The following is a 26,464-nucleotide window of genomic DNA, read 5'->3' on the forward strand; positions in this document are numbered from 1 at the left end:
GGGGATGCCGAAGAACCAGCTGGAAACTGCGCAATTGCAGCGCGAGATCGTAGGGGTGGCCGTTCACGATCTGGGGAGTGTGGCGGCCGCGCTGGCGATGCGGGCGGCCTTGCCACCGGCTGTGGCGGTAGCGCACGTGGAGAACCAGCAGTCGGCACTGGTCTCGCTGGCAGCGCAGGTTCGGTCTGTCATGCAGCTGCTGGAGATGGCCCAGCTGCTGCCTGATCTCGAGCGTGACGCGGCGGCGTCCTTGGCGCCCGCGCTTGCTCCGGGGGTGGCATTCCCGACGTGGCTGGAGCCATGGCCCACGCTTGGGCGCCGTGTATTGCCGCGTGGAAGTCGGCTTGCGGTTGATGCCGCTCCCGACCCGAAAACGCAGGAGCTGATCTTGTCTGCGCATGCGGCAGCGGTTGGCATGCACGTGCTTCTGGCCGCGCTGCACGATGTGCGAAGTGCGGGACCGGTGAACCTGCGGGTGACGCTGACTTCCGATGGGCAGCTATCATGCCAGTTGGACACACGATCACGTATACGTCGCGTTGGGCAGGGCCGCGAAAGTCGCTGGCAGCGGCATGGCGAGCGCCTCGCTGGAACGATGAGCTGGTCGCTACGCTGGTGGGAGGACATCGCCGACGAGCACGGCTCGCAGTCACGTCTTACTCTGCAGTTCGCACCTTGACCGTGGCGAGGATCTGCCGCAAGGCGGAGAGATCTGCGGGCTTCACCAGATGGTGGTCAAAGCCGGCACGGCGCGTGCGGTCGCGATAGTCGTCGGCGCCCCATCCAGTGAGTGCAATGAGGCAGGGTGCCGGACCAGCCGTTTGCACCCTGATTTGCTCAGCCGTGTCAAAGCCGTTGAGGCCCGGCATACCAAGATCGAGGATGATGACATCGGGCTGCTGCACGAGCGCCAGTTGCACGGCGTCCTCGCCGCGGTGAACCGTCGCGACGTCGTGTCCGTCTGCCTGCAGTACGGTGCTCAGCGTCGTGGCCGCGTCCGCATTGTCATCGCAGACTACAATACGCAGACCCTGAGCCGCAGACAGTGACAACGTCTGTGGACCCTCGCCAGCGCTGTCAGGCTGCTGCAGTACGGGCAAGGTGACCGTGAAGGTGCTCCCGGTGCCATCACCAGCGCTTTCAGCCACAATGCTGCCACCGTGCATTTCAACCAGCCGTTTGACGAGCGTGAGCCCAATGCCAAGGCCGCCAGTTGTGCGCTCGAGTGTTCGGTCGACCTGCGTGAAAAGGTCGAAGATCTGATGCAGCTGCTGCGGCGGAATGCCCTGACCCTGATCGCGCACGCGCAGTTGTACGTGATTGGCACTTGCCGAGACGTCGATGCGGATGTCCGTGTTGTGCGGGCTGTACTTGGACGCGTTGTCGAGCAGATTGGCGAGTACCTGGGACAGGCGCGCCGCGTCGCCGTGCACGACGACGGTGGCCTGGGGCATCGTCACGTGCAGGCGCTGACCGCGGGACTGCAGATGCGGCGCCGTGGACTCCCGGGCGGTGGAGATGATGTCGGACAGCGGTACCACGGCTGGACGCAGCTCGAGCTTTCCGCTGCTGATGCGGGAGACGTCGAGCAGGTCATCCACCAACCGCACCAACTGCACGACCTGCCGCTCCATCATGCCACGCGTGCGCTCAATGATGTCGGGGGAAGGCGCGGCCAGGCGCAGGATTTCGATGCCGTTGCGAATGGGCGCCAATGGATTGCGCAGCTCGTGCGCCAGGGTGGCGAGGAACTCGTCCTTTCTGCGATCGGCGTCTGACAGATCGCGGGCCAGGGACCGCAGCTCATCTTCCAGGCGCTTGCGATCCTCAATATCGAGAATGGACCCGATGTAGCCGAGCCATTCCCCGTCATCGTGTACCCGAGGGGTGGCGGTGTTGATGACCCAGCGGTAGCTGCCATCGTGGCGGCGCAGGCGGAACTCGTGGCGATAGGGGCGGCGGGCCGCGCGGGCCTGTTCCGTCACCCGTCGGTACTCGCTCTGGTCGTCGGGGTGCACCCAGTCCGCAAGCGACGGTGTGGGATCGGTGGGCTGCATACCGCTGAAGTCGAACCAGCGCTGGTTGAGATAACGAACCAAGCCGTCTCCACCCACAACCCAGATCATGACCGGCGCACTGTCCGCCATGCTGCGGAACCGCGCTTCACTCTCGCGCAGTGACTGCTCGGCGGCCCGTCGATCGGTAATGTCCAGAAGGAGACCGGCAAGTATGGGACGGCCGTCGCGCGCCGTCTGGATTTCTCCGCGAACCTCCACCCAGCCAATGTCCTGGCTGACTTCGCGCCGGATGCGGCAGCTCACGCGGAAGCCTTCGTTGCGGGTGTCCGTGGTCGCTGCGGCAATGGCCGCCTGTACGTCGGCCAGATCGTCGGGATGCACGAGCGTAAGTGCGTCCGCCAGTGACTGCAGTTGGCGACCCGGTGGCATGCCGAGCACCTCGCTGCCATTGTCAGACAGCGTGACTGCGCCGCCATCAAGCGGGACGTCAAACGACACCATGCGCGCAGAGCGCAAGGCGAGCTGCAGTCGTTGTTGACTGGCGCGAATGCGCTGCTGCGCGGCCTGCTGTTCGGACACATCGCGGAAGACCAGCACACCACCCAGCCGCTCACCGGAGGGAGTAACAATGGCGGCGGCCGTCTGGTCAATTGGCCGCTCGGTGCCATCATGCGACCGCAGTGTCACCTGATGCAGCGCCGATCGCGCCCGTCGCCCTGAAAGCACCGTGTGTACCGGGTGCTCGCCAAGACTGGCCGACGGATCGATGGGAATGCGATAAACGGCGTCGAGCGGCTGACCCACCGCCGACATGGCGCTTCGCCCCGTCAACTGTTCGGCCACCACATTCATGGTGGTGACGAGACCCTTGGTGTCCGTGGTGATGACAGCGTCACCGATGCTGCGCAGGGTGGTGTCCAGTCGTTCACGCTCGGCGGCCAGCAGCGTCGCGGCTTCGTGTCGCGCCGCAAGCTCACGTCGCAGCACGATGACAAATCCGAGAAAGGCGACCAGCGCGGCGGTGCCGGCAAATACGCCACTGCGGGCGGCTTGCTCGTAGGTTTCCTCTGCGGCCTGAGCGCGACCGGTCAGCAGGACCTGTTCTGCGCCGGTCATGCCATCGATCACCAGTCGAACGGAATCGGGGCGCTGCAGGCGTCGTTCGCGCTGCAGAATGGCGCGCGCCGCCGCCGGACCTCGGGTGCGTGCCACACGCTGCAGCGTGTCCAGCGCCGCCACACGCGCAGTGGCCACACGGCGCAGCATGGCAAGACGCTCACGCTGACTGGCGTTGTCGGCCACCAGACTGTCCAGGCGATTGAGTTGCTGCACCAGTCCGCCGCGAATGTCGGCCGGCTGAATCGCATCGGCCGAGTCGGCGGTGGCAACGAAGCCTCGCACGTCGGACTCCGCCGACTCGAGGTGCAGCATGAGACCGGCGAGCGTGTTGACCACCTCATGGCTGTGCGCCAGCAGCTCGGCCGTCTGCTCCATGCTGCGCGTGTTCCGCACCGTGAGCGGCACATTGATGGCCAGCACGATGGCCGCGATGATGGCGCCCCAGGTGAGGGAGCGTGTGGTCAGGCGATCAAACGGATTGACGAAACCATACGCCGCACTGCGGGGCTTGCGGGCCATGAGGGCGATTCGTGTTCAGGGGGAGTGCGCCTGCTGCCAGCACACAATGCACTGGTCCAACCAGTCACCGAGGCCATCCTCGGCTGCTGCTGGTCCGGGCAAAACTACGTCCGACGGGGCTTCGCGCTCCAGTACGATGCGCACATCGGTACCGGGTTCGCTGGCGCGTTCGGCGAACCAGAAATCCCAACTGTCACGCATGCCGTCGGCTGTGGTCGTCCACGCCAGCAGGCGACCGGGCACATCGGCCGTGATGCGTGTGTCCCAGGTGCTTGTACCCGCCGCCGTGGTGATGCTCCATCGGGTCAGGCCACCCATGGTGCGGGCCGTCACACCAGATCCCAGTGTACCGGCGAACACGTCGTGCGCGCGGAAGTACGCGTAGGCGACTGACGCAGGACATGCGACGTGAAACGTGCGGGAGAAGCGGTGAGCGGTGGTCACCCGTGCAATCTCCGTTCACGGCACAGTCCGCGGCATCGTCCAAAAGTGATAGATGACGCCTGCCCATAAGAGGGTGAAAAAGAGGGGTCGGCTGGCCAACTGCGCCGCGCGGCTTTGGCGGCGAAACTGCAATGCAGTGGTTCGGCGGGTCTGCCGACACTGCGAACTCACTGCAACAGGAGCCACGCCATGAACACCGATACCGCGAAGGGAACCTGGACCGAGATGAAGGGCAAGCTGCGCGAGAAGTGGGGGCAGCTTCGCGAGGACGAACTGGACCAGCTCGAGGGGAAGTGGGAGCAGGTGTCCGGCCTCATCCAGCAGCGCTACGGCGAGGCCAAGGAGAAGGTGGAGGAGGAGTTGAGCCGCCTTCGTCACTCACTTGAAAGCCGCGGCGACCGTGCTTCCCGTGACCTGCCGCCGGCAGCACCACCGGCTCGACCGCTGTAAATTCCAGGGATGGCGAATACGTTCATCCATGCAGATACCAGAGTGCCCGAACCTCCGGCGAGCGATCGCCGGAGGTTTCTGGCGTCACTGTGTGGCGTGGCGGCCGGCGTGTTGCTTCCCCGTGTGGCGCCAGCGCTCGTCACGCGGCATGCATTCACCTTCGCCCGATTGCGCTACAGCTCGGGTGATTGGGACTACAACCCCAAGGTCTGTGCGAACCTGCTCGATGCGGTCGTGCAATACACGGACATTCCGGTCAATCAGCAGGAAGTGGTGATCACGGCCGATTCGGCGGAGCTGCTGGCCTTCCCGTTTCTCTTCATGACGGGGCACAAGCTGGTGCGATTCAGCGAAGCTGAGCGTCGCGGCCTGGTGCGTTACGTGGAGAACGGTGGGCTGCTGTTCAGTGACGACTGCAATCACGATGTGAACGGCTTGTACGCAAAGTCATTCGAGGCCGAGATGGACCGGGCGTTCGGGCCGGGGCGCATGCCGAAGCTGCCGCGCACACACCGACTCTATTCGAGCTTCTTCGAGTTCCCCGACGGTCCTCCGCGCACGTCTCACGAGCTGAACGGCTGGGGTGACAATGTCGTGCATGACTACCTGCGCGGCGTGGAGCACGACGGGCGACTGGGTGTGCTGTACTCCAACAAGGACTACGGCTGCGAGTGGGATTATGACTGGAAGAACAAGCGGTTCCGGCGGCGGGATAATACGAGGTTTGGGGTGAATGTGGTGGTGTATGCGATGACCTGAGCGTCGAAACGGCGCGTTCGCCTTCCACTGCTGTGGGCCGTGGGCTGTGTGCTTTGGGTGTGAGTGGCGTCACTCGCCAGATCACTCGATCCCGAACCTTGGGATAGCGCGATCTCGCCCCGATACCACTCACACTCACCACCCATTGCCCACAGCCCACGGCTGTGGATAGCTCAGGCCACGACCGCTGTTCTAGTCGAACGCCGCCCCCACATTGATGTTGCGAATGAGCATCCACGGCGAACCGTGCGAGATGCTGTTGGTTTGCGTCGGCTGCCCCTTCGCGTCGCCGCCCGTCCCATGCATCTCCCACTCGTTCGGGCCGGTGATGCCGTCGAGATTGGCCCAGAAGTCCGTCGTGATGGCGTTGTAGGTGACATCGGTGACCTGGCGGGTGATCTTGCCGTTCTTGATCTCCCAGAAGATGTGGCCGCCAAACTGTCCGTTGTAGCGCTGCTGGTCGATGGAGTAGCTGCCACGGCCGTCGATCATCACGCCGTCCTTCACATCGCCAATGAGCTGATCGAGTGAGGGCGAGTTGGCCGGACCCGGCTCCACGTGCACGTTGGGCATGCGGAGGAACGGATAATCGCGCCAGGTGCTGCCGAAAGTGCAGCCGCGGCTCTCCTTCTCGCCAATGAAGTGCGCCGTTTCGCGATTAGTCTGCAGACCCACCAGCACGCCATCACGAATGAGCGGCCACTTCTGCGTCTTCACGCCATCGTCGTCGAAGCCCACGGTACCCAGACCGGTGCTGGTCTTGTCGCAGGTCACGTTGAACAGCTTGGAGCCATACTTGAGCTTGCCCACGTCGGAGAGTTTGACGAAACTCGTGCCGGCATAGTTGGCCTCATAGCCCACAATGCGATCGAGCTCGGTGGCATGCGCCACAATCTCGTGAATGGTGAGCATCGCGTGTGACGGCGACATGATGATGTCCTTCATGCCGCTCGAGCCGAGGGGCTTGGCCGTACACATCTCCACTGCGTCGGTAGCCACCTTCTCCGCGTTGGCGAGGAAGTTGGCGTTCTCGGCAAACTCCCAGCCGCCGGTGCCGGCCACGCCAGGATAGTTACGGGTGCGCGTCACGTCACCAACACGCGCCGTCACGGAGAATGTGGGCGAAGTGGTGAAGAGCTCCTGCTCGATGTACGAGCCTTCGCTGCTGGCGTAGTAGCGCCACTCATAGTTGTGGTTGCAGCCCACGTTCACCGACTGCACACCCTTCACCGCCCGCGCCTTCTCGGCGATGGCTTGCGCCCAGGCCTGCTTGTCGGTCTGCGAAACCGACGTCGGGTGCTTGAGCATGGGCGTGATGTAGTGCTCCTGAAACGGCTGCACGGGCGCGAGTTTCATGTCGGCCTTCTTGGCAATCGCGCTGGCCTTGGCCACTTCCACCGCGACCCGCGTCACGCGACGCAGTTCGTCTTCGGTGAGAATGGGACTCGAAGCAAAGCCCCACACACCACTGTGAATGACACGCACGCCGAACCCACCGGGCTCGCGCTCGGCATCGGTGGGCACGTTCTGCAGCGTGCGACGCCCACCACCGCGTCCGCCACCACCACCGCGGCCACCAAAGCCGCCGGCAAACCCACCGCCCGACGAGCCGTCGGCGCGCAGAATGACGCTTGCGCCGGGAAGCGCGGTGCTCATGGTGAAGCGTACGTCGGTGTAACTGCAGCCGGCCCGCTTGCCCTCTGCGAGCACGATGTCAGCCATGCCCTTGAATCGCGTTTCCAGCGGGCGTCCGCGCGGCGAATCCGCCAGCACCTGACCGAAGAGGTCGCGCGAGTAGAGCGTGAGTGCGGCGCCTGCGCCGAACTGCTTGAGGAACGAACGACGGGAGGAGCTCATGGAGGAATTCCTGTCGAAGGGCGAGGTCAGACCGCGGGAGAGACGGACGTCATGTAGAACTCCTCGATGCGCACCGGCGGTACGAGCGCCGCGTTGCCGCTGTCGAAGGATTCCCCGAGCAGCATGGGCACCGGCTTGCCGACCAGCGTGAGGTTGTTGTAGCCGACGATGGGAGACATGTTCCAGCGGAAGTTCTGCACGGGGCCCACGATCTCCCCATTCTCGATGAGGAAGAGTCCGTCGCGTGTCATACCGGTGTTGAGCAGCGGCTGCTCCTGCGATGGCACACCGCGGATGTACCAGAACGACGTCACCAGCAGACCACGCCGCGTCTGACGGATCATGTCCTCCACCGACAGCTCGCTGCCGCCCTGCACGAGACTCTGATTGGGTGTGGCGCCGGCGTTGGGCCCCAGGGTGCGCAACACACCGTTCTCCACCCAGGTGACCGGACGCGCGGGACGATTGTCCGGGCCAATGGTGGACTGACGCAGGATGCTGTTGCCCACGTCGCTCTTGAGCGTGAAGAGTTCGCTGAAGATGCGGTCACCAACCTTCTTGCCACGCATGAAGGTGTCGGGGCCACCCGGACCACCAAACTGCCCACCACCACCACCACCGCCGCCGCCGCCGCCTGGAGCGCCACCACCCGGTGGTCCGCCCGGTCCGCCGGGACCGCCACCAAATCCGCCGCCACGATTGAACAGGCCCGTAGCCAGTGACAGAAAGCGCGCGTTGGCACGCGGCTCGAGAATGACCGTATAGCGACCCGGCTCGAGCGCCTTGGCATTGCGACTGCGCAGCGCCTTGCCCGCCGCCGTTTCCGTGAGCGACTTCACGTCGATCATGCTGAAGTCCTTCACGCCGCTGATGGCCGCGAAGCCTGAGCCGCTTCCGTCGGCCATGCGACAGGTGAGCACGAAGCCCAGATCAGCCGAGCGGTAGTAGGCAAAGAGCCCCTTCGAGTTGGCCGTGCAGTTGGCCATGTCGTTCTTGGGCATGTAGCCGGCGCCCACCACACCGCGCGCTGCGGCGATGTCGATGCTTTCCTTCACCATGCGCCCACGCTCGGCGGGACCAACGGCCACCATGTTGGGCAGCGCGGAATCGACCGGGATGTAGTTCTGCGGGCCGAGCAGTTCGGGCAGGTTGTTGGAATCGTTGGCGGCCTTGGCATCTTCCACCGCTTCGTTTACCATGGCCCGCAGCCCGGCATCCGAGATGTCCCGCGTGCTGGCGGTACCGACCTTTTGTCCGATGCGCACCGTGACATTCACGTTGAGATCGAACTGCACGAGGTTGGTGGTGATGGACGAATTCGCCCACCGGGTGCCGGACCGTTCACCGCCGGAAAACTGCACTTCGGCCGTGTCGGTCTTTGCCATGTCGATCACCTTGTCGGTGATGGCTTTGACCTGTTCGCGTGTGTACATGTGGGAAAAACGCGGGGAGGAGGGGAATTGCTGGACAGAGATGCCGACTGCCGCCGACCAAGGCCGACTCAGCGGGCGCCTCTTCGCCTACGTAGCCACCATTCCCCGCCGAGCGCGAGGGTCAGGGGCAGAATCCACCACCCGGAACGCATCGGGTGCCAGGGGGCACGTTGACCGGGAGGTTTGCTTTGCTTCGCCAGCAGACTCCTGACGGTGGCAGGTAGCTCGTCGAGAGCGTCTGCGCTGAGCAGGCGACCACCCGTCGCGCGCGTCCACGCATCCAGCAGCTCGACGGGAGGAAGATCGCGTCCGTACTTCCAGCCTGCCATGCCGCCGGCGCTCGCTGCCGATACCTGGCTCGCGACAACAAGGGTGGTCAGGTAGGCCGTGTCACCTTGCAAGGCGGCCACCACGGTCCAGCGTCCGGGCCGCGGCAGTCGGCCCTGCGTGCGCCACTGCCCAGTGACAGTGGTGGGAAACACGGCAAGCCGCAGCGAGTCACCACCTTCGTGGATGGCGCGGACCTCTGGCGCGGCGCTGCTGTCGTCTCGCAGACGCATGATATGCCACGTGCTCAGGGCGCCTGCCGTGCCATGCGCGGCACTTGCTCCTTCGCTGAGTCGCAACGCCGGCTGTGCACTTGCCGCGAGGCGCGCAGCCATCTCGCGCCAGCTCTGATCAAACGTGGAACGTTCTGCATCGCGAAAGCGCCAACTGTCCAGCGCGCCACTGGTGGCTACGACACCTGCGCCCATTGGAGCGTACCAGGCCACCACGGTGTCCTGCCATTGCACAAGCGGCACGGCGTCATCGCGCAAGGCGCGTGGGATGGCTATCGTCTCGCTGCGAAGCAGGAGCGAATCGAGACCGGCGAGAGCGTGGCGTTGCAGCAAACGTGGCGACTCCACCGAAGGCAGCACACGCCAGCCGCCGCTACCCAGCACGCTGTCGAGTGCCAGCTGCGCCGCGCGCTCGGCTGCGGTGCGCGTTTCCGGCACATGATCCGGCAGCACCAGTACCGCTCGCCCCCACCGCTCCGCCAGCACACGCAGCGTGCTCACGTCCTGTAGCGACAGTCGCTCGGGAGCGCCCAGCACCACCAGCTCGGGCAGGGCCGACGGGTCGCTGAGGGCCAGGTTGCGCAGGGCGTCCAGGTCGCGCACCACCTGCGGAGTGGCTACACTCACGTTGGTAGAGGTGACGACGCGGGAGTTCACCGCAAAACGTGCATCACGTTCAAGGGTGCGGCGTACAAAGGTGCTGAGCCAGGATGGTCTGGCGTCGAGGAACAACACACGCCACGGCCTGTTCGTCACACGCAGTGCGAGATGCCGGTAGAGCGTGTCCCGACCATCCACGACACGCAGCGCAAGATGCAGCGCGCCTGTGTCGGTGGGTGTGAAGGGCAGGGAGAGCGCTCGGCGCTGTCCAGGCATCACGCTGTCGCTGCGCACTGCGCGCAACACGCCGCCGCTTCGCAGCTCCAGCTGCATTGATCCTGCCCGACCATCACGTTGCCGATGTACGCGCAGTGCCACGGCGCTGCGTTCGTGCAGGTGCACGGCGGCGGGTATCTGCGTGGTCTCCACGGCAAGGCCGCCCGGTGTGGCGAGCGGCACCACCACCACCGGTCCGGTCACTGGCATGACAGGGCCAGCCAGCAGATCCTGCGGAACATCAGCTCCAAGCACGACCGTGGCTTGCGCGTCCGGCACGGGGCCGGTGACCACCGTTCCCAATGGCTCAAGCCTGCGACGCACATCGTCCAACGGTGTTGGCATCGCGATGTCACCAGTATGGCGCAGCGAGATGATGGGCGGTGTGGTGCGCTCCACCATGAAAACCGGGTCGACAAGTCCGGCCAGCATGATGCCCACGGCAATCGCCCGAAGCAGCCACTCGACGCGTCGTGTCATGCTCACTCGCGTCCGCTGCCAGGCGCGGAGAGGCTGTTCAACCATGCCGACAACCTGAGACTCGCGCTGTCGCGAGCGGCGCGCCGATCACTCACGGCGCTGAGCGTCGCGGCTCGCTGTAGCCATGTGCTGAGCTCGCGCGACCGATTGCTGCCTGGCGCCAACTGCAGCACCCGCACCGCAAGCCGGTCTGGTGACTGCCTGTCTTCAGCCAAGTGGGTGAGCACGTCCCGGAGTGCCTGCTGCAGCGGAACCGCGCTGGCGCGCAGCGGCTCACGCGGGCGCCGCGACACACTGTCCAGCGGACCGGTCAGTCGGCGTCCAAGATCCAGTTGTTCGCGCTGTGACAAGGCCCGCATGAGGAAGCGCTGCCGCGCGAAAGCCTCCTGCAGATTGGTGAGCGCCACGCGTTCGAGACGCAGCGCCGTGGGCAAGTCCGACTCGCCCAGGGCCAGCGCGGCACGGCTCATGGCACGAATGGCCGTGAGCAAGGCGGCGCGTCCGCGATTGGCCATGCGCCCGGCCGAGAGATCGCCTTCGCTTTCCGCCTCATGCGTTTCGTCGAGATCGTCCATGCCGTCTTCGGTGGCGACGAGCGCCTGCTCGAACTCTCCACCGGTCATGAACACAAACTCTGCCCGGACTCGCCGCTGCTCGCCCGCAAGTGCGCGCGCCTCGGCCGCCACACGATCAGCGGCAAGACCGGCCCGTGCGGCCATGAGGCGTTCGGTCTTGAGGATGACCATCTGCTGGCTGACCGCATAGCGGTCTTCGTCCGGGTCGAGAGCAAACCCCGCGGCGGCCACGCCCCCATTGGGCAAGCGCTCGACGATGAACGCGTCTGATTCGGTAGCCGACGCCCCAGGCTGCGCGTCACGAACCCGCGCGCGATACACCACCAGGTCGCCCGGGTCCTGCAGCAGCGCAGTCAGGGCCAGTGTGGCCGAGGCGCGCCAGCTCGTGCCAGAGAGCCGGTTGATGGTGAGGGCTAGCTCGCCCTCGGTGAAGGTGAATCGCTCCCCCGCACCCGCCACCTTGGTGTAGGGCAGGGTCAGTGCACGCAGGCCGAGATCGTCACTGGCCTCCACATCGATCTGCAGCTGCTGGCGCGTACTATCCACGATCAGGTCACGACCCGGTTGGCGGATGCGCACAGTGGGTGGCGCATCGGGGCGTGCGACGATGGTGAGCAGGGCCACCCGACTTTGACGGCCAGCACTGCGCAGCGTATCCACGCTCAGGCTGTCATGGCGCTGCGGAACCGACACCGCCAGAAATCCGTCCCGTTCCACACGACCGCGCCACACCATGTCGCCCTGCGGAGAGCGCGGCACACGCACCGTACCACTGTCAGTCTGGAACAGCAGTGTGTCGTTCTCAGAGGCAACGACCACTTCGAGCAGACTGCCCACCATGGCCTGCACCTGCTCTGGCGCCTCCAGTGTATCGGTCTTTGCGGAGACATAGCGTGGCGGCGTCACCCGTACCTGCCCAATGACCAGTTGTCCGGGGCGTGTGACGCGCTGCACGATACGGCGCGCGGCTTGCTGTGTGGCCAGAGCCGCTGGTGTGTCCGATACGAGGAGCATGCACAGCATCCAGAGGCCCGCGGCACCCGCGGCCGAGGTGGCGGCCGGTCGCAAAGAGAGTCGGGTCCGCAGTGCCTGCTGCGCTGTGAGTGATGCGGCCATGGATTCAGCGCGCTGCGCTATTGCGTGCGCTACGATGGCACCAGACGCGGACGCAGACGCGGACGCGGATTGCGCGGCCATTGCGGACGAATCATGCGAGGTGAGTTCCCACGCCGTGCGGAGCAGGTTGCGCGACTCCGGCAGCAGCGTTTCGATATCGCGTAACACACGATCCCGTCCATGCGGGCTGCGTTGTATCCACAGCACACGGGAAACCGCAGCCATGGCACCTAGAACCACAGCAAGCAGTGCCGTCAGCAGCACACGCTCCCATGAGGACGCGAATGCGGCTGACGCATCAGCGCCAGACCATGCCAACGCACGGGTGAGCAGCAAGAAGCCGACATGCGCCACCAAGCCCAGCGCCACGCCAAGGAGGGCGCCACGCATCCGCTGCCTGCGCGTGAGCTGGGCCAGCAACACGCGCACGGCCGGCAACTCGGCATGACCGGTGATCATGTCCGCCTCATGGACCACTCATCGTGAGACTCACGTCCGCGTCCGGCTGCGCAGCCACTGTTCCAGGGCCAGGAGCATGAGCGCCGCGCCCCAGAACCAGCGGGCCAGTGTGTCCTGTTGGTGCACATCGCGCGTTGTGCCAGACCCCAGTGCAGGGCCCGACGCGACTGCGGCCCAGCGGGTCAGGGCCTCAGGCGCATGATACACGTCGCGAAGGGGCAGGTCGTGCTGCGGGTACGCCACACGCGAGCGTGGCGAGAGGGCCTCGCGCACTTCACGCCGAAGGGGTGTGGCAGCCGCCGTGTCAGCGCGTGCCTGCGCGGGTGCGCCTTCGCTCGTGCGGGCGGTAACCAGCTGCAGCGTTGGCGCCGTGTACTGCGCAGCCACCACGGCCTCACCCCGCATGTTGAACAGCAGCGGCAACGCCTCGACGCTACTGGCAATGGGCGCAGCGTGTGCCAGCCGGCTTGGGGGCCAGGCATGCCGCATGCGCTGCCACAGATGCTGCCGCGCCGCCAGCACATTCCACCATGCCTCGCGTGCATCCGCGGTGGACCAGGGCAGCGTGTCTGCAGCGCCCGCAGCACTCGATGTGCGGCGCACCGACATTCCGGGCGGATGCAGCACGAGACGAAGTGTCACGTCGGATGGCAACGCCGCCAGATCGGCCGAATCGAGTGCCCATGCCGGTACATCGGAACGCAGCTCGATGACCCGCGGCATGGGCCGCGTGCGCAGCCAGGCCACGGCGAAGCGCAGTTCGTCGCGCAAGTGATCCGCGCTCACCAGTCGTCGCAGCGATGGAGTGTCCGAGGAATCGCCGGCATCCGTTGCGCTGGTCCTCGACGAGGTATCCACGAGGACAACAACCGAGGGTGCACGTTCCGCCGCGCTGCTCATCGACGATCCTGTGCTCCACACCGGCTGCATGAGCCCTGCCACGACCGTGGCCAGCATGGCGCATCGCAGCAGCAACAGCCAGCGGTCGTCGAGGCGGGCACGCTGCGTGGGACGGAGCGGCGCTGCATCCAGTAGACGTAGCGAGGGAAAGCGCACGACGTCGGGCGGGCGACGGCTCAGTCGGTGTACGACCAGCGGCACGACGAGCGCCAGGAAACCGGCGGCGGCCCATGGCACAAGCCACGCGTTCACCCGTCAGCCCACCGGAGCGGCGAGGGTGGGGCGCTCGCCGTTCATACGGCGCAACAGGTAGTCGCGCAGGCTCTTCTCAGGCGGGACATCCGTGTCGAAGCGGGCGTAGTCCAGGCCTTCCTGCTGTGCGAAGCGCCGCCACGTTTCAATGAAGGTCGCGTGTGCCGCACGATAGCCACTTCCTTGCGCCTGCGGGTCGATGAGTCGGCGCTGTCCCGTTTCGGCGTCTTCCACCTCAACCTGCGCCGCAAACGGCAGCTCGCGTTCACCGGCCGCAACCAGTTGCAGCAGCGCCACGTCGTGTCCGTGGCGTGCCACATGGCGCAGTTCGCGCTGCGTGGACTCCGGTTGATCGTAGAAGTCGGACAGCACGATCATGAGCCCGCGACGCTGCAACAGTTCGGCAGCGCGTCCGATAGCCAGTGGCGGATCCCAGATGCCACCTGCCTCCAGTGCGTCCAATTGCGACAGCACCGCGCGACGATGCACGCGGCCGGAGCGCGCTGGGAGGTAGCGCACGCGGCCATGCGTTCCATGATCCGTTGGTGACGGCGATGCGGTGTCGTTCGCTGCGAGACTCATGAGCCCCACGGCATTACCCTGCTCGATGGCGAGATGGGCGAGGGCGGCGGCCAGCAGAACCGCGTAGCGCAGCTTGGAGTCCGGTGCGCCCTGCGGAAAGTCCATGGACGCACTCGTGTCCAGGACGAGCATGACGCCCACGTTCGTGGACTCGCGATAGCGGCGCGTATAGAGGCGGTCGCTGCGCGCAAAGAGCTTCCAGTCGAGGTGCTTGAGGTCGTCGCCGATGCGATACGGTCGGTGCTGATGAAACTCCGCCCCCGCTCCCTGAAACGGGCTGCGGTGGTCGCCCACACGCAATCCCTCCACCACCACACGGGCCGCGAGCTCGAGATCGTCGACGGCGGTGATGAGGGTCGACCGTGCGGCATCGTGCGAGTGGCGTCGCTCCATCTGGGGACGTCGTGTCAGGGGCGAACGCCGGCGAGCAGCATGCCGATGACCCGGTCGGCCGACACGCCCTCGGCTTCGGCGCGAAAGTTGACGAGCAGGCGATGTCGCAGCACGGGCAGGGCCACTTGGGTCACGTCGTCCAACGCAGGGACCGAGCGTCCATCGAGCAGGGCCGTGGCTTTGGCGCCAAGCAGCAGGGCCTGCCCGGCACGGGGGCCCGCGCCCCAGCGCAGCCAGGCGCGGAGCTCGGATGGACAGGTGGCATCGTCGGGGCGCGTGGCGCGCACGAGGCGCAGCGCGTAGTCCACCACATTGCTGGCCGCAGGCATGGCACGCACCAGTTGACGTGCTGCTTCGAGCTCGGCGCCTGTGGCCACCGGAGCCACGGTGGCATCCGCGGTGTTCGTGGTGCTGCTGAGGATGCGTCGCTCCTCTTCGAGGTCCGGATAGTCAATGACCACGTTGAACATGAAGCGATCGAGCTGCGCTTCCGGCAGTGGATGTGTGCCTTCCTGTTCGATGGGATTCTCGGTCGCCAGCACAAAGAGCGGACGTTCGAGCGCATGACGCACACCGCCCACGGTGACCTGATACTCCTGCATGGCCTCGAGCAATGCGGATTGCGTGCGCGGCGGCGTGCGATTGATCTCGTCGGCGAGAATGACGTTGGCAAACACCGGACCCGGAATGAACCGCACCTTGCGCGTGCCCGTCGCTGGATCTTCTTCGATGACCTCGGTGCCCACGATGTCCGAGGGCATGAGGTCGGGTGTGAACTGAATGCGACTGAAGGTCAGGTGTACGGCATCGGCCAGCGTCTTGATGAGCAGGGTCTTGGCGAGACCCGGCACACCGCGCAGCAAACAATGTCCGCCGGCGAGCAGACAGGTCAGCACCTCACGTCGCACCTGCTGCTGACCGATGATGACCTGGCCGATTTGTTCATCGAGGCGTTGGGCGAGCGCCGTGGCGCTGGCAAACGGATCGTCGGACACGACCGTTGAGGAAGGGGGGTGAGTCATGCCGGTGATCAGTCGATGCGCAGGCGCAGCACCGCGCCCGGTGCGAGTGCCGTCCAGCGTGTGCCCATGTACGGCTCGAGGTGTTCGAGAAACCGTGGACCGCTGATGGCGCGCACGATGCGAAGCGGGTGGGAGGGAGGGCGAAAGAAATCCTCCCAGTGCGCGAGCAGCACGTGGTCGGGTTGCAGTGTGGCCAATAATACGTCCGGGTAGCCGGCGGCGTTGTCGTAGTTGGCCGGCACCACGAGCGCGAGCGTTCGCCGTGCCGGGGGAAGGGCGGCAAGGGTTCGCACGGCGTCGCGCACCACGTCGCCGGTGGCGGCGGCGTCGTGCAGCAATACGCGCAGCGCCACCGCACCGCCTGCATCGTGGATATCTACCGTCCAGGCCAGCACGGTCCCCATGCGCCACGCCCGTGCACGGCCCGGAAGGCTGGCGCGTGGACGGCGCTCCTGGCCCGGCGCGATGGTGTAGCGCAGGCCGAAGTCCCACACATTGGGTGCATGATCCCAGGGCATGGCGTGCGCGGTGACGTACGGGCCAATCCGAATGCTCGAGGGCCACGCCGTGGACTGCGTTACGGAGTCCGCGCGCAGCACATGCCGCACCGGATGCAACTGGTTGACCACGCTGGCACTCCCGTACACGGTGGCGTTGGGCAACCACGGCGCCAGCGTCGGCAGGTCCATGAGATGATCGTAGTGTCCATGCCCCACCAGCACGGCGCGCACACGCGCCCAGCGCGCGCTGTCGGCCGCCGGTAGCCCGCGCACGGCGTCCCATACCCGCGGCGCGTTGCTGCGCACGCCGCGCACCAGGTCCCACACGGCCACCCTGACGGCTCCCGGATTGGAGTAGGCGGGCGGAGTGAGCACCAGCCGCGTCGTGTCACGCCACGGCAGGATGAGGAAACCGCTGACGCCAAGCGCGATGATGTCCACCGAATCGCGACACGCCGTGGTACACAGGTCCACACGCTGCGTCTCTGACGGCCGCACCGGTCGAAACGGAGCAACCGGGGTTGGGCGCAGTAACTGACAGGCGCCCAGCGGCGACAGGAGCAGCAGCAGGCCGTGGCGCGCACGACGTCCGAGGGAGGGAGTGGCGACGGGGAGGCGCATCGGTGCAAGCTACGATGCTGCGCCGGAGGACAGCCAGCCTGAAAGCCCAACCTACATTGTTCTCATGACTTCCTTCTCTGCGGCTACAACGGCCATCCTGCTGATCTTCGGTGCCGGGACACTCATCGCCATTCAGGGGCCCATCAACGCCACGCTGGCGCGTGGCATCGGGTCACCGGTCAACGCGGCCCTGGTGTCCTTCCTCGTCGGCACGCTCGCGCTCATGGCGGTGGCCTTCGGTCAGCGCGCCACGCCCGACGCCACGTTGATGCGCGGTCTGCCCTGGTGGGCATGGATCGGCGGGCTTTGCGGTGCGGTGTTCGTGGCAGGGGCGGCGTACGCGGCGCCACGAATCGGCGTGGCCAACATGCTCACGATCAGTGTGGGCAGTCAGTTGCTGACCGCCATTCTGCTCGATCACTACGGAGCATTTGGTGTCCCCGTGCAATCCATCAGCATCACCCGCGTGGCGGGCATTCTTCTGGTCATTGGTGGAGCGGTGCTGGTACGACGCGGCTGACAGGCCATGTCTGCCGCGTCGTACCAGACCGCGACGACTTACATCACGATCACCGCGATGTTGTCGCCTTCCTTGAGCTTGAGCGCCTTCGTGCTCAGCTGCTGCGCACCCTGCGGACGGGCGAACACGCGCACTTCACCCTTGCTGCGCGTGATGGACGTGGGTACCACCAGCGTGGACTGGGTGTTGGCGGCCACTTCGCCCAGACGCACGAACACCAGACCCTGCTCAGCGTAGACCGTCACCGGACGATCGCGCTCGTTGTCGATGGTCACGGTGGCCGCCGCGCCGGCTGCGGACGGACGCGTGATGACGACGCTGTCGGTGCGCGGCAGGCCCTTGGCGGGCGGCACGAGCAGACCGAAACGCGCATCGTTCACCGGCATGGCGTAACGCGCCACGAGGTTGCCTTCACCCTCGGCCTTGGCGAACAGCTTGAGTGTGGACTGACCCGTGAGGGCCCACGACGGCAACTCGAGCGTGCCCACGCTGTTGGCGCTCACCGTGCCGAGCGCGCGCTCGCTGCGGCCGGCTTCCACGTACACCGTGACGGCCGTGTGCCGGTCGTTCTGCACCGTCAGGGCCTTGAGGGAATCACCCACCACCTTGGTGGCAGGAAGACGGGTCGGCGGCTGAGTCTGCGCGCTGGCGGTCGCCGTCGCGCCCACCAGGGCCGCGGCAAGGACGTACACGTATCGACGCATGGGAGTTACCTCGGAAAGCGGTGAAACCGACGAGCGGTGAACCGAACGGTGAACGCAGCGCATCATGCGCCGGACGGCCTGACGCTGCTGCTTGTAGTGTTGACGCAGCCGCTGAAATCGCGGCGTAGGGTATTCCTTCGGAAACGTCTCAGGGAATCCCCGAAAATGCGCAGTCACGCACATTCTCTGGTATGAATACGCCAGAGGGCGAAATGGATCCGGGATTCGGGAGCACAGGCCAGCCACGACGATGACCCGCGCTGGAGTGGGATAAGGCGAATCACAAAAGTGATGTGTCGTGCCCTCCGGGTGGCGAGGCACACTGCGAAGTGGGCCGCAGCCGTGAGCAGCTCAGGATTTCGTGACCAACAGCATTGGGGGCGGGACCAGTCGGAAACACGCAACTCGCGTGTTCCGTACATTATGGGAATCGCTGTTGTCCGCATTGCGGACTGTTCTGCTCCTACCCATCCCAACGCACATGCGCCTCACGTCCCGCGCTGCCGTCGTGCTCTCCGCTGCCATTGGCCTTTCGGCCTGCGCCGGTGGTGCCAAGCCGACTCCGGCCGCGTCGCCCGCTTCCGATCCCCGCAACAACCTGAAGGCCGGGTTGTTCGATGCGGCGGAGTACTCGTCGAACCTCAAGGTGCTGGCCAAGGCCGTTTCGCCCAAGGGCTTCCTTGGCATCACCAACTCCGATCTGGCCTTCACGGGCAACTACGTCATTCAGGGCAACTACAACGGCCCGGTGGTGTGGGACATCAGCAATCCGGCCAAGCCGGAGCTGGTGGTGGCCTACGAGTGTCCCGCGTCGCAGAATGACGTGTCGGTGTACAAGAACCTCATGTTCATGTCGGCTGAAGCGCTCAACGGCCGCGTGGACTGCAAGCCGGGTGGCGCACCTGGTGCGGTGAGCAAGGAGCGCATGCGTGGTGTGCGCATCTTCGACATCAGCAACATCAAGGAACCGAAGCTGGTGGCGAACGTGCAGACCTGCCGCGGGTCGCACACGCACACGGTGCTCGAAGATCCGAAGGATCGCGCGAACATCTACATCTACGTGTCCGGCTCGTCGGCCATTCGCCCCAAGGGCGAGCTTGAAGAGTGCTCCACGGCCGCGAGTGATGATCCCAGCTCGTCGCGTCTGCGCATCGAAATCATCAAGGTGCCCCTCGCCGATCCGAGCAAGGCGGCGGTGGTGAGCCGCGCCAACATTTTTGCCGGCCTCACTGCGCCCAAGGCGCACGGTCCGTCCGATGCCGACAAGGCGGAGATGGCCAAGGTGAAGGCCACCGGCGCGTTCACGGTGTTCGTGCAGGAGATGGGTGAGGAGATCGTGTTGCCGGCCCAGTTCGTGAAGCCGGTCATCGACAGCATCACCAAGGCGCGCGGCGGTACGGCGGCCAACGCGGCGGACACGGCAGCGGCGCGCCCGGTGGTGGATGCGCGCGTCAAGGCCATGCTGGCAGCGCAGGGTGTGGGCGGTGCCAAGGGCGACGGCCGCATCAGCGAGGGCTCGCAGTGCCACGACATCACGGTGTATCCGGCGCTGGGCCTGGCTGGTGGCGCGTGCGAAGGGCATGGCATTCTGCTCGACATCAGCAACCCGGTGAACCCGGTGCGCCTCGATGCCGTGGCCGACTCCAACTTCGCCTACTGGCACTCGGCCACGTTCAACAACGATGGCACGCAGATGCTGTTCAGCGACGAGTGGGGCGGTGGTGGCGCACCGAAGTGCCGCGCCGGTGACAAGCCGGAGTGGGGCTCGAACGCCATCTTCGACATCGTCAACAAGAAGCTGGTGTTCAAGAGCTACTACAAGATCCCCACGTACCAGACGGCCAACGAGAACTGCGTGGCGCACAACGGCTCGCTGATTCCGATTCCGGGTCGCGACGTGATGGTGCAGTCGTGGTACCAGGGTGGTATTTCGGTGTTCGACTGGACGGATCCGGCCAAGCCGTTCGAGATCGCGAGCTTTGACCGTGGTCCGGTAGACAGCACGCGCATGCAGATGGGTGGTTCCTGGTCGGTGTACTGGTACAACGGCAAGATCGTGAGTTCGGAGATCGCGCGCGGTCTCGACGTGGCGGAACTCGTGCCCAGCCAGTACGTGACGCAGAACGAAATCGACGCCGCCAACACGGTGAAGTGGGACCAGCTCAACGCGCAGGGGCAGCCCAAGATCGTGTGGCCGCCCAGCTTCCCGCTGGCCAAGGCCTACACCGATCAGCTCGAGCGCAAGGGTTGCGCGGCGGCTGCGGTGGGCACGCTGCGTTCGCAGATTGCGGCGGCCGAGAAGGCCAACGGCGCGGCGCGCAACACGGCGCTGCAGGCGGCGGTGAGCGCGGCGGAAGGCGCGCGCGGCTGCGACAGCAAGAAGGTGGATCTGCTCAAGAAGGCGCTGCAGGATCTGCAGGGCGCGATGATGTAATCAGGCCGCGCGCCGGTGTAGTACGTGCCGTGCGTGTGTCGCATTTCGCGTGCATCTCGCCCCCCGTTGCTTCGGCAGCGGGGGGCGAGTGCTGTTCATGCGATGAATGGCGGGATGTGCACCGCGAACAGATGAGTTGCTGCGCTTGTTGTGGGACGAAAAGCGCAGTGACAGCACAGGGAGTCCGTGGGTAGTGCAATCGAGTGCGGATGCCGTGCGCCGCGCCTTCCCACCTCTTTCGTGATCCGACCATGATTCCATTCGAGTCCAGCCCCGGTCACGCGTTGGCGTCCAACACGCCGCGCACGTCGCGTAGTATGCTGTCCCGTCGCCTTGCTGCAGCCGCGCTGCTGCTGCCGTTGCTGGTCAGTGCCTGCTCTGAGTCGGGCGGTCCCACGGGCAATAACGGCGCCGCGCCGGATTCGCTCAAGACACTGCCGCGTACCCTGACTGCAGCGGAGCAGGAGGGCGTGCGCGCCAATACCCAGTTTGCGCTGAACCTGCTGCGCGCCACGGCGTCGGCGGGACAGGGCAATGTGCTGCTGTCACCGTTGAGCGTGTCCTTTGCCTTGGGCATGACCATGAACGGCGCGGCCGGCAACACGCTTACCGAGATGCAGCAGACGCTTGGCTGGGGCGCCCGATCGCAGGGTGAGATCAACACCGCGTACCGCGATCTCCGTGGCATGCTGCCGACGCTCGACAACAGCGTGACCATTCGTCTTGCCAACGGCATCTGGACGCGTGCGGGGTATCCGGCCGGCCCCGAGTTCACGCAGAAGGCCCGTGAGTTCTTCAACGCGCCGGTGCAGACGCTCGCCACGCCTCAGCTCATGTACGACTCAGTGAATGCCTGGGGAAAGCGCGAGACGCAGAACATGATCCCGAAGGTGCTCGACGGCAACGCGCCGGAGGATCTGGCAATGCTGTTGGCCAATGCCGTCTACTTTGCCGGCTCGTGGCGTAACGCCTTCGAAACGGACAAGACCAAGCCGGAGCCGTTCCGCCTGGCGTCGGGCGCGAGCGTGTCGGTTCCCATGATGCAGCGAAAAGGCGGATTCAACGCCTTCCAGGATGCATCGGTCTCGGCCGTGGAGATGCTGTACGGGAACGGCGCCTACAGCATGGTGCTCATGCGACCCACCACCGGCAGCGCGAGGGAACTGGCGTCACAGCTCAACGAGGACCGTTACAATGCGATCGTGAGCAGCTTGCGGCCAGCCGATAGCGAAAGCTGGCTTGCGCTGCCGCGCTTCTCCGTGAAGGGCAATCTGGAGTTGTCCGAAACGCTGGCGGACATGGGCATGCCCAGAGCGTTCGGCGGGTTCGCCGAATTCCCGTATCTCGTGCCCTCCGCGCGCACCAGCATTGGGTTTGTACAGCACGCGGTGGCGCTCGATGTCTTCGAGCAGGGGACCCGCGCGGCCGCAGTGACCGTGGTGGGTATCCGTCTGGTTTCCGCGCCGCCCTCGTATCGCTTCGACGCGCCGTTCGTGTTCTTCATCCGAGAGCGCCTGAGCGGCACGGTTCTCTTTGCCGGCGTGATCAACGATCCGCGGGCCTGACAAAGCACACCCACAAGCAAAACGGGACAGCGACCGTGCACAGGTCGCTGTCCCGTTCTGCGCAGGTTGCCGTGGCCTGCGCTCAACGAACCGTCAGCGATCCATCAGCGGTCCATGACCGACAGAAACTGCCGCCAGGGACCCACGGCCTCCCGATACTGCTTGGCCATCGTGCGGCTGATCTGCGCGAGGTGCGACAGATCGTGTGCCACCCAGGTGGCCAGCAGTTGACCGAGTGTCACCTCGCCGAACACCGGATGCGTGGCTGTGCGAGAAAAATGCACGTCACGAATGTCCAGCGCGCTCAGCAGGGCGAGATTGTCCTCGCGGGCGCTGCGAAAGGCCCGCAGCAATTCGTGCAGCGGCGTCTCGGCGTGCTCGCGCAGCATGGCCTCACGGTCAAACGGCGTGAAGCGTCGCTCGGCATCCGACGACAGCGTAAGCTGGATGCGTGGCATCCAGTCCGTGCGCTCACCGTGCAGCAGGTGCCCCACGACCTGATAGGGCGACCAGGTGCCGGGGCCCTCGGTCCCGTGCACCCACACATCGGGCAGGTCACGCAGCCACACGTCGAGGATGACGGGCGTGCGCGCGAGAATGCTGCGTCCTTCGTCGAGCGAGAAATTCATGCCGTGGCTGGGTTGGGCCCAACCAACGCCACCGTCAACGTGGAACGGCGGACAGCGTCAGCCAGGCACGATAGCGCGATGTCTCAATGACCGGTCCTGAACTGACCGGGTACGGCGTGAGCGAGTCGAGTGCGATGCGTGTGACACCGATGACAGTGTCGCGTGGCGCCCGATTGACCCGCAAGGTGAACAATACGTCGGGGCCCTGACCAACACGATGGCTGAGCCGGACGTCCGCATCGCCTTCCCAGACGCAGGTTGCGTTGATCGGGCAGCGCGAGTCGTTGGCCACGCCAATTAGGGTCACGACGTGCCGTCTGTCAGCCGGTGAGACCGCGGACTCCCCGGGCGCCAGCACCGTGCCGGCACCGGCCAAGCGGCCGGTCGCTTCAACGGGTGCCGGATTGTCCGAGCCGCAGCCAATCAGGGACAGGACGCCGAGTGAGCAGAGGAGAGTGCGCATACTGGCGCTACCCCGGCGTGGACGGTTGCGTCACCGCTGTCCGGCCAACTGATTGGTGCCATGACGGAATCCTCGCCACTCCGCGTTGCCACGCTGGCCACTACGCGCACGGCGCGCTACGCCATGGCCGGCACTGCGGCTGGCACTGCGCAGCGCTGGTGGATGGGGCTGCATGGCTACGGACAGACGGCGGCCAGCTTCATCAAACCGGCGGTCCCGATCGTGCCGGCCGACACGCTCCTTGTGGCGGCCGAAGGGCTCAATCGCTTCTATCGCGAGATGCCACGCCCCGATGGTTCGCATCTTCAACGGGTGGGCGCGACGTGGATGACTCGCGAGAATCGCGAGGATGACATTGCCGACACCGTAGCCTGGCTGAGTCGTCTGCACGCGCATGTGCAAGCCGACTTGCCGCGGGGCGCCGCCACGCCGTTTGGCCTGCTGGCGTTCTCGCAGGGTGTGGCCACGGCTCTGCGTTGGCTGGCCCATGCACGCCTGGCACCGCGGATGCTCGTGCTATGGGCTGGCGGGTTGCCGCATGATGTGGATGCCGAGCTGTTGCACGCCGTGCTGCAGAACACGCGTGTTGTCGTGGTGACGGGTACACACGATGCCTTCGTGACCGATGCGCGCGTGCGTGAAATGCAGCAGACCTTGCACGAGTGGCAACTGCGGGTCGAGTGGCAAACGTTTGATGGCGAGCATCACCTGGACGCGCCGCTGCTCGGCGCCCTGCTGGAGGAGTTGCGAGATGCGTGACAGAAGGAGTCAGGGACGCGACCTGTTGGGTCGGGTCAAACAGCGCGTGGTGGTCGCGGGCGCCGTGCTGGTCGTGCTATCTGCAGCCGCCTGTGATCGCGCGGGACACAGTCCGGGGCAGGATGCTGTCGCGGGGGAGGCCGGCGCTGCGGTGTCGGCCGCTGACTTCAGTGCCGCCAACATGGACAGCGTGCAGTACGGGCAGGTGATGATCGACTCACTGCGCGTCCCCACGCGAGAGGGGCTCGTGGCCGTGCCGGGTGGCCGCGTGTTTGTCCGGCAGATCGGCAACGGCAGTGGGACACCACTGCTGGCGCTGCACGGTGGGCCAGGTGGTGTGTCGTGTCGCTTCGAGGTGCTGGCGCCATTGGCAGCGGACCGTCCGGTCATCTTCTACGATCAACTGGGTTCCGGTCGCTCCGATCGTCCAACAGACACGACACTGTGGCGGGTGCCCCGCTTTGTGGATGAGGTCACGGCGGTGCGTGAAGCGCTGGGGCTCACCCAGGTCCATCTGCTTGGTCACTCATGGGGTGGTGCGCTGGCGGCCGAGTATCTCGCGGCTGCCAAGCCTGCTGGCATCGTGTCGGTCGTGCTCAGCAGTCCGTTGCTCGACACGCCGCGCTGGATTGCCGATGCCAACCTGCTGCGTGCGCAACTGCCCGACAGCATTCGTCGGGTGCTGGATGAGCATGAGGCCAGGGGCACACTCGATGCGCCAGCCTATCAGGTAGCCACCGATACATTCTACGGTCGTCACGTGCGGCGCCTGCCCGTGGGCAACGAGCCGCGGTGCGAGGGCGTGGCTGGCAACGATACGATCTACCGTCAGATGTGGGGACCCACGGAGTTCTTGAGCACCGGTTCGCTCAAGACCTGGACGCGGGCGGCCGACCTGCCGTCGATTGCGGCGCCCACGCTGTTCATCGCCGGCGAGTTCGACGAAGCACGGCCGCAGACGCTGGACACGTTCCGCGCCACCATGCCCGACGCGCGACTGGTGGTGATTCCGGGCGCAGCCCACGCGGCCATGCGCGAGAAGCCAACCGAGTATGTTGCAGCGCTGCGCGCGTTCCTTGCTGAGGTGGAAGGGCGCGCGACGCCTTCACGCTGACCGCGGCGATTTACAGCAGCGCCAGCGCCGCCCGATTCACGAAGATGGGGGCGTGAAACTGCTCACCGTACTCGCGGGCCGTGACATCACGATACTCGTGCCGCGTGGAATCGCCGTGACCCGGATGGAGGCGCTTCCAGATGGACGCGCGCACGGAGGGGTCGGCGCCGTGTTGCAGCAGCAGCTCGGTCATCGCCGCGTCGGAACCGGCTGGCCGGTCGGGGCGGCGGTTGTAGTTCATCCAGAACGCCGGCATGGACACCACCGTGTGAAAGAGTGGTGTCCATCCACCAAAGCCACTCGCGCCCTGATGAGCCCGCGCGTTGACATCAGCCCCGTTCGCCAGGCACCACTGCACGATGTCGTGCTCGTCAAACTCGATGGCCATGTGCAGCAGGGTGGTGCCATCGAGTGGAGTGCCCTCGGTGGCATCGAGCGGGTCGACGCAGCCCATGGTTGATGGGTAGATCTCGCGGTGGCGAAAGGTGCGGCTGAGCAGCAGCGGGTCGCGCGCGCGATGCGCTTCCAGCAGATCGATGCGACCGCGGTGCAGGGCCATGGTGGGCGTATCCGGCAGCTCGAGTCCGGTCGCCACCCAGGATTCGAGAATGGCGTGCTTGGCCGCAGGGCGACGGGAGTCGGTCTGCAGCACGACGTCTACCGGGGCCAGTCGTGTGCCGTCTGCCGCAACGACGGCTGCGCCGAGTGCCAGCAGCGCGGCATTGCCGGCCTGATTGAGCGTATAGGCCGGACCGCCGAGCATGTCCGACGTGATGGGCGGCGCGCCCGTGAGGCGATGCAAGAGATGCAGGGTGTCCACCTGGCCCTGCAGTGCGGCGCGATCGATGGCATGCAGATGATCATCGGCGCCGGCTTCGTGCAGCCACTGAATGATGGTGCTGCGTCCGAGATTGGCAGCGTAGGCCATGGGTGCACCCCAGTGGCTGTCTCGCCGGATGAGCACGGGCTCGAAGAGCAGACTGCGTGATGCCTCGATGAGCTGCTGCACGGTGTGCAGATCGTCGTCCCAGATGGCAGCGGACAGTTTGCAGGCCTGCACCAGGCGTGGCCATGAACTGGCCTGATAGCGCCGCGCCACAATACGCTGCGCGTCGGCGAGTTCGACGTCGTCAGGATGCTTGGGGCGCTCGGGTTGACGCGCGAGCAGCTTGAGTGCGCTGGGGTCCTGTGCGCGGATTGCCACGTGCAGCTCGCGCGCTTCCTGCAGAAGCTGATCGAGATTGGGTCGAACGGGCAAGCGCAACGGGGCGGGATCGGGCAGCATGCGTGACGGGTGAGGGAGTGGCGACCATATTCCGGCACCGGTCATTGCCCGTCGGT

22 protein-coding genes are annotated in these 26,464 nt (G+C 65.8%); 8 read left to right on the forward strand and 14 right to left on the reverse strand.

Features of this window, described 5'->3' with window-relative positions:
• The first annotated feature begins 4 nt into the window (after positions 1 to 4).
• Positions 5 to 679: a hypothetical protein gene (locus tag B2747_RS15660; RefSeq protein ID WP_291162999.1), complete on the forward strand. Its 675-nt coding sequence runs from the start codon at positions 5 to 7 to the stop codon at positions 677 to 679.
• Here B2747_RS15660 and B2747_RS15665 read toward each other — a convergent pair.
• Together B2747_RS15665 and B2747_RS15670 are read right to left on the reverse strand one after the other, a co-directional pair.
• Positions 657 to 3,656, reverse strand: coding sequence for a PAS domain S-box protein (locus tag B2747_RS15665; RefSeq protein WP_291163001.1), 3,000 nt, complete (start codon positions 3,654 to 3,656; stop codon positions 657 to 659). The two genes, B2747_RS15660 and B2747_RS15665, sit on opposite strands and share 23 nt — an antisense overlap.
• 15 nt (positions 3,657 to 3,671) lie before the next feature.
• Complete coding sequence (locus tag B2747_RS15670) at positions 3,672 to 4,100, reverse strand: hypothetical protein (protein WP_291163003.1); 429 nt, start codon at positions 4,098 to 4,100, stop codon at positions 3,672 to 3,674.
• A gap of 189 nt (positions 4,101 to 4,289) precedes the next feature.
• On the opposite strand from B2747_RS15670, the gene B2747_RS15675 reads away from it, so the two are divergent.
• Together B2747_RS15675 and B2747_RS15680 are read left to right on the forward strand one after the other, a co-directional pair.
• The gene (locus B2747_RS15675; RefSeq protein WP_291163005.1) at positions 4,290 to 4,550 is read left to right on the forward strand and encodes a CsbD family protein; all 261 of its coding nucleotides are present in this window, start codon (positions 4,290 to 4,292) and stop codon (positions 4,548 to 4,550) included.
• Positions 4,551 to 4,559: 9 nt separating this feature from the next.
• Positions 4,560 to 5,309, forward strand: coding sequence for a DUF4159 domain-containing protein (locus tag B2747_RS15680; RefSeq protein WP_414652202.1), 750 nt, complete (start codon positions 4,560 to 4,562; stop codon positions 5,307 to 5,309).
• A gap of 192 nt (positions 5,310 to 5,501) precedes the next feature.
• Here B2747_RS15680 and B2747_RS15685 read toward each other — a convergent pair whose 3' ends face one another.
• The 8 genes from B2747_RS15685 to B2747_RS15720 all read right to left on the reverse strand — a co-directional run bounded on the left by B2747_RS15685 (position 5,502) and on the right by B2747_RS15720 (position 16,935).
• Entirely contained in the window at positions 5,502 to 7,166 is a 1,665-nt protein-coding gene (locus B2747_RS15685) for a TldD/PmbA family protein (protein ID WP_291163009.1), read from the reverse strand.
• Positions 7,167 to 7,192: 26 nt separating this feature from the next.
• Positions 7,193 to 8,599 (reverse strand): metallopeptidase TldD-related protein, encoded by a 1,407-nt coding sequence (locus B2747_RS15690; protein WP_291163011.1) that lies wholly within the window; start codon positions 8,597 to 8,599, stop codon positions 7,193 to 7,195.
• A 68-nt stretch (positions 8,600 to 8,667) separates the two neighbouring features.
• Positions 8,668 to 10,515 (reverse strand): hypothetical protein, encoded by a 1,848-nt coding sequence (locus tag B2747_RS15695; RefSeq protein ID WP_291163013.1) that lies wholly within the window; start codon positions 10,513 to 10,515, stop codon positions 8,668 to 8,670.
• A 2-nt stretch (positions 10,516 to 10,517) separates the two neighbouring features.
• A complete protein-coding gene (locus B2747_RS15700; RefSeq protein ID WP_291163015.1) occupies positions 10,518 to 12,665 on the reverse strand; it encodes a hypothetical protein in 2,148 nt (715 codons plus the stop codon).
• Between the two features lie 30 nt (positions 12,666 to 12,695).
• Positions 12,696 to 13,817, reverse strand: coding sequence for a BatA domain-containing protein (locus B2747_RS15705; RefSeq protein WP_291163017.1), 1,122 nt, complete (start codon positions 13,815 to 13,817; stop codon positions 12,696 to 12,698).
• Between the two features lie 3 nt (positions 13,818 to 13,820).
• A complete protein-coding gene (locus B2747_RS15710; RefSeq protein ID WP_291163020.1) occupies positions 13,821 to 14,792 on the reverse strand; it encodes a DUF58 domain-containing protein in 972 nt (323 codons plus the stop codon).
• 14 nt (positions 14,793 to 14,806) lie between these two features.
• The gene (locus B2747_RS15715; protein WP_291163023.1) at positions 14,807 to 15,814 is read right to left on the reverse strand and encodes an AAA family ATPase; all 1,008 of its coding nucleotides are present in this window, start codon (positions 15,812 to 15,814) and stop codon (positions 14,807 to 14,809) included.
• Positions 15,815 to 15,822: 8 nt separating this feature from the next.
• On the reverse strand, positions 15,823 to 16,935 hold the full coding sequence (locus B2747_RS15720; protein ID WP_291163026.1) for an MBL fold metallo-hydrolase: 1,113 nt from the start codon (positions 16,933 to 16,935) through the stop codon (positions 15,823 to 15,825).
• A 64-nt stretch (positions 16,936 to 16,999) separates the two neighbouring features.
• Here B2747_RS15720 and B2747_RS15725 point away from each other — a divergent pair, with 64 nt between their 5' ends.
• Complete coding sequence (locus B2747_RS15725) at positions 17,000 to 17,455, forward strand: DMT family transporter (RefSeq protein WP_291163029.1); 456 nt, start codon at positions 17,000 to 17,002, stop codon at positions 17,453 to 17,455.
• Between the two features lie 38 nt (positions 17,456 to 17,493).
• Here the strand turns inward: B2747_RS15725 and B2747_RS15730 are convergent, their stop codons facing one another.
• Complete coding sequence (locus tag B2747_RS15730; protein WP_291163032.1) at positions 17,494 to 18,159, reverse strand: hypothetical protein; 666 nt, start codon at positions 18,157 to 18,159, stop codon at positions 17,494 to 17,496.
• A 481-nt stretch (positions 18,160 to 18,640) separates the two neighbouring features.
• Here B2747_RS15730 and B2747_RS15735 point away from each other — a divergent pair, with 481 nt between their 5' ends.
• Both B2747_RS15735 and B2747_RS15740 read left to right on the forward strand, forming a co-directional pair.
• Positions 18,641 to 20,593 carry an LVIVD repeat-containing protein gene (locus B2747_RS15735; protein WP_291163035.1) on the forward strand — a complete coding sequence of 651 codons (1,953 nt, stop codon included), beginning with the start codon at positions 18,641 to 18,643 and terminating at the stop codon, positions 20,591 to 20,593.
• A gap of 251 nt (positions 20,594 to 20,844) precedes the next feature.
• Complete coding sequence (locus B2747_RS15740) at positions 20,845 to 22,158, forward strand: serpin family protein (RefSeq protein ID WP_291163038.1); 1,314 nt, start codon at positions 20,845 to 20,847, stop codon at positions 22,156 to 22,158.
• Between the two features lie 104 nt (positions 22,159 to 22,262).
• On the opposite strand, the gene B2747_RS15745 is transcribed toward B2747_RS15740, so the two are convergent.
• Together B2747_RS15745 and B2747_RS15750 are read right to left on the reverse strand one after the other, a co-directional pair.
• Positions 22,263 to 22,787, reverse strand: a complete 525-nt coding sequence (locus B2747_RS15745) for a DinB family protein (RefSeq protein ID WP_291163041.1) — start codon at positions 22,785 to 22,787, stop codon at positions 22,263 to 22,265.
• A gap of 34 nt (positions 22,788 to 22,821) precedes the next feature.
• Positions 22,822 to 23,250 (reverse strand): hypothetical protein, encoded by a 429-nt coding sequence (locus tag B2747_RS15750; RefSeq protein ID WP_291163044.1) that lies wholly within the window; start codon positions 23,248 to 23,250, stop codon positions 22,822 to 22,824.
• A gap of 60 nt (positions 23,251 to 23,310) precedes the next feature.
• Between B2747_RS15750 and B2747_RS15755 the strand changes: the two genes are divergently transcribed.
• On the forward strand, positions 23,311 to 24,009 hold the full coding sequence (locus B2747_RS15755; protein ID WP_291163047.1) for an alpha/beta hydrolase: 699 nt from the start codon (positions 23,311 to 23,313) through the stop codon (positions 24,007 to 24,009).
• A complete protein-coding gene (locus B2747_RS15760; RefSeq protein ID WP_291163050.1) occupies positions 24,002 to 25,123 on the forward strand; it encodes a proline iminopeptidase-family hydrolase in 1,122 nt (373 codons plus the stop codon). Before B2747_RS15755 ends, B2747_RS15760 begins: the two co-directional genes overlap by 8 nt.
• 10 nt (positions 25,124 to 25,133) lie before the next feature.
• On the opposite strand, the gene B2747_RS15765 is transcribed toward B2747_RS15760, so the two are convergent.
• Positions 25,134 to 26,408 carry an ankyrin repeat domain-containing protein gene (locus B2747_RS15765; protein WP_291163053.1) on the reverse strand — a complete coding sequence of 425 codons (1,275 nt, stop codon included), beginning with the start codon at positions 26,406 to 26,408 and terminating at the stop codon, positions 25,134 to 25,136.
• Positions 26,409 to 26,464 lie beyond the last annotated feature (56 nt).

The organism is Gemmatimonas sp. UBA7669 (genome assembly GCF_002483225.1).
Classification (GTDB): domain Bacteria; phylum Gemmatimonadota; class Gemmatimonadetes; order Gemmatimonadales; family Gemmatimonadaceae; genus Gemmatimonas.

Coding starts and splice junctions, on each gene's coding strand:
- B2747_RS15660 (WP_291162999.1), top strand. CDS start 5: ATGCCGAAGAACCAGCTGGAAACTGCGCAATTGCAGCGCGAGATCGTA.
- B2747_RS15665 (WP_291163001.1), bottom strand. CDS start 3,656: ATGGCCCGCAAGCCCCGCAGTGCGGCGTATGGTTTCGTCAATCCGTTT.
- B2747_RS15675 (WP_291163005.1), top strand. CDS start 4,290: ATGAACACCGATACCGCGAAGGGAACCTGGACCGAGATGAAGGGCAAG.
- B2747_RS15680 (WP_414652202.1), top strand. CDS start 4,560: ATGGCGAATACGTTCATCCATGCAGATACCAGAGTGCCCGAACCTCCG.
- B2747_RS15685 (WP_291163009.1), bottom strand. CDS start 7,166: ATGAGCTCCTCCCGTCGTTCGTTCCTCAAGCAGTTCGGCGCAGGCGCC.
- B2747_RS15690 (WP_291163011.1), bottom strand. CDS start 8,599: ATGTACACACGCGAACAGGTCAAAGCCATCACCGACAAGGTGATCGAC.
- B2747_RS15695 (WP_291163013.1), bottom strand. CDS start 10,515: ATGACACGACGCGTCGAGTGGCTGCTTCGGGCGATTGCCGTGGGCATC.
- B2747_RS15700 (WP_291163015.1), bottom strand. CDS start 12,665: ATGATCACCGGTCATGCCGAGTTGCCGGCCGTGCGCGTGTTGCTGGCC.
- B2747_RS15710 (WP_291163020.1), bottom strand. CDS start 14,792: ATGGAGCGACGCCACTCGCACGATGCCGCACGGTCGACCCTCATCACC.
- B2747_RS15715 (WP_291163023.1), bottom strand. CDS start 15,814: ATGACTCACCCCCCTTCCTCAACGGTCGTGTCCGACGATCCGTTTGCC.
- B2747_RS15720 (WP_291163026.1), bottom strand. CDS start 16,935: ATGCGCCTCCCCGTCGCCACTCCCTCCCTCGGACGTCGTGCGCGCCAC.
- B2747_RS15725 (WP_291163029.1), top strand. CDS start 17,000: ATGACTTCCTTCTCTGCGGCTACAACGGCCATCCTGCTGATCTTCGGT.
- B2747_RS15730 (WP_291163032.1), bottom strand. CDS start 18,159: ATGCGTCGATACGTGTACGTCCTTGCCGCGGCCCTGGTGGGCGCGACG.
- B2747_RS15735 (WP_291163035.1), top strand. CDS start 18,641: ATGCGCCTCACGTCCCGCGCTGCCGTCGTGCTCTCCGCTGCCATTGGC.
- B2747_RS15740 (WP_291163038.1), top strand. CDS start 20,845: ATGATTCCATTCGAGTCCAGCCCCGGTCACGCGTTGGCGTCCAACACG.
- B2747_RS15745 (WP_291163041.1), bottom strand. CDS start 22,787: ATGAATTTCTCGCTCGACGAAGGACGCAGCATTCTCGCGCGCACGCCC.
- B2747_RS15750 (WP_291163044.1), bottom strand. CDS start 23,250: ATGCGCACTCTCCTCTGCTCACTCGGCGTCCTGTCCCTGATTGGCTGC.
- B2747_RS15755 (WP_291163047.1), top strand. CDS start 23,311: ATGACGGAATCCTCGCCACTCCGCGTTGCCACGCTGGCCACTACGCGC.
- B2747_RS15760 (WP_291163050.1), top strand. CDS start 24,002: ATGCGTGACAGAAGGAGTCAGGGACGCGACCTGTTGGGTCGGGTCAAA.
- B2747_RS15765 (WP_291163053.1), bottom strand. CDS start 26,408: ATGCTGCCCGATCCCGCCCCGTTGCGCTTGCCCGTTCGACCCAATCTC.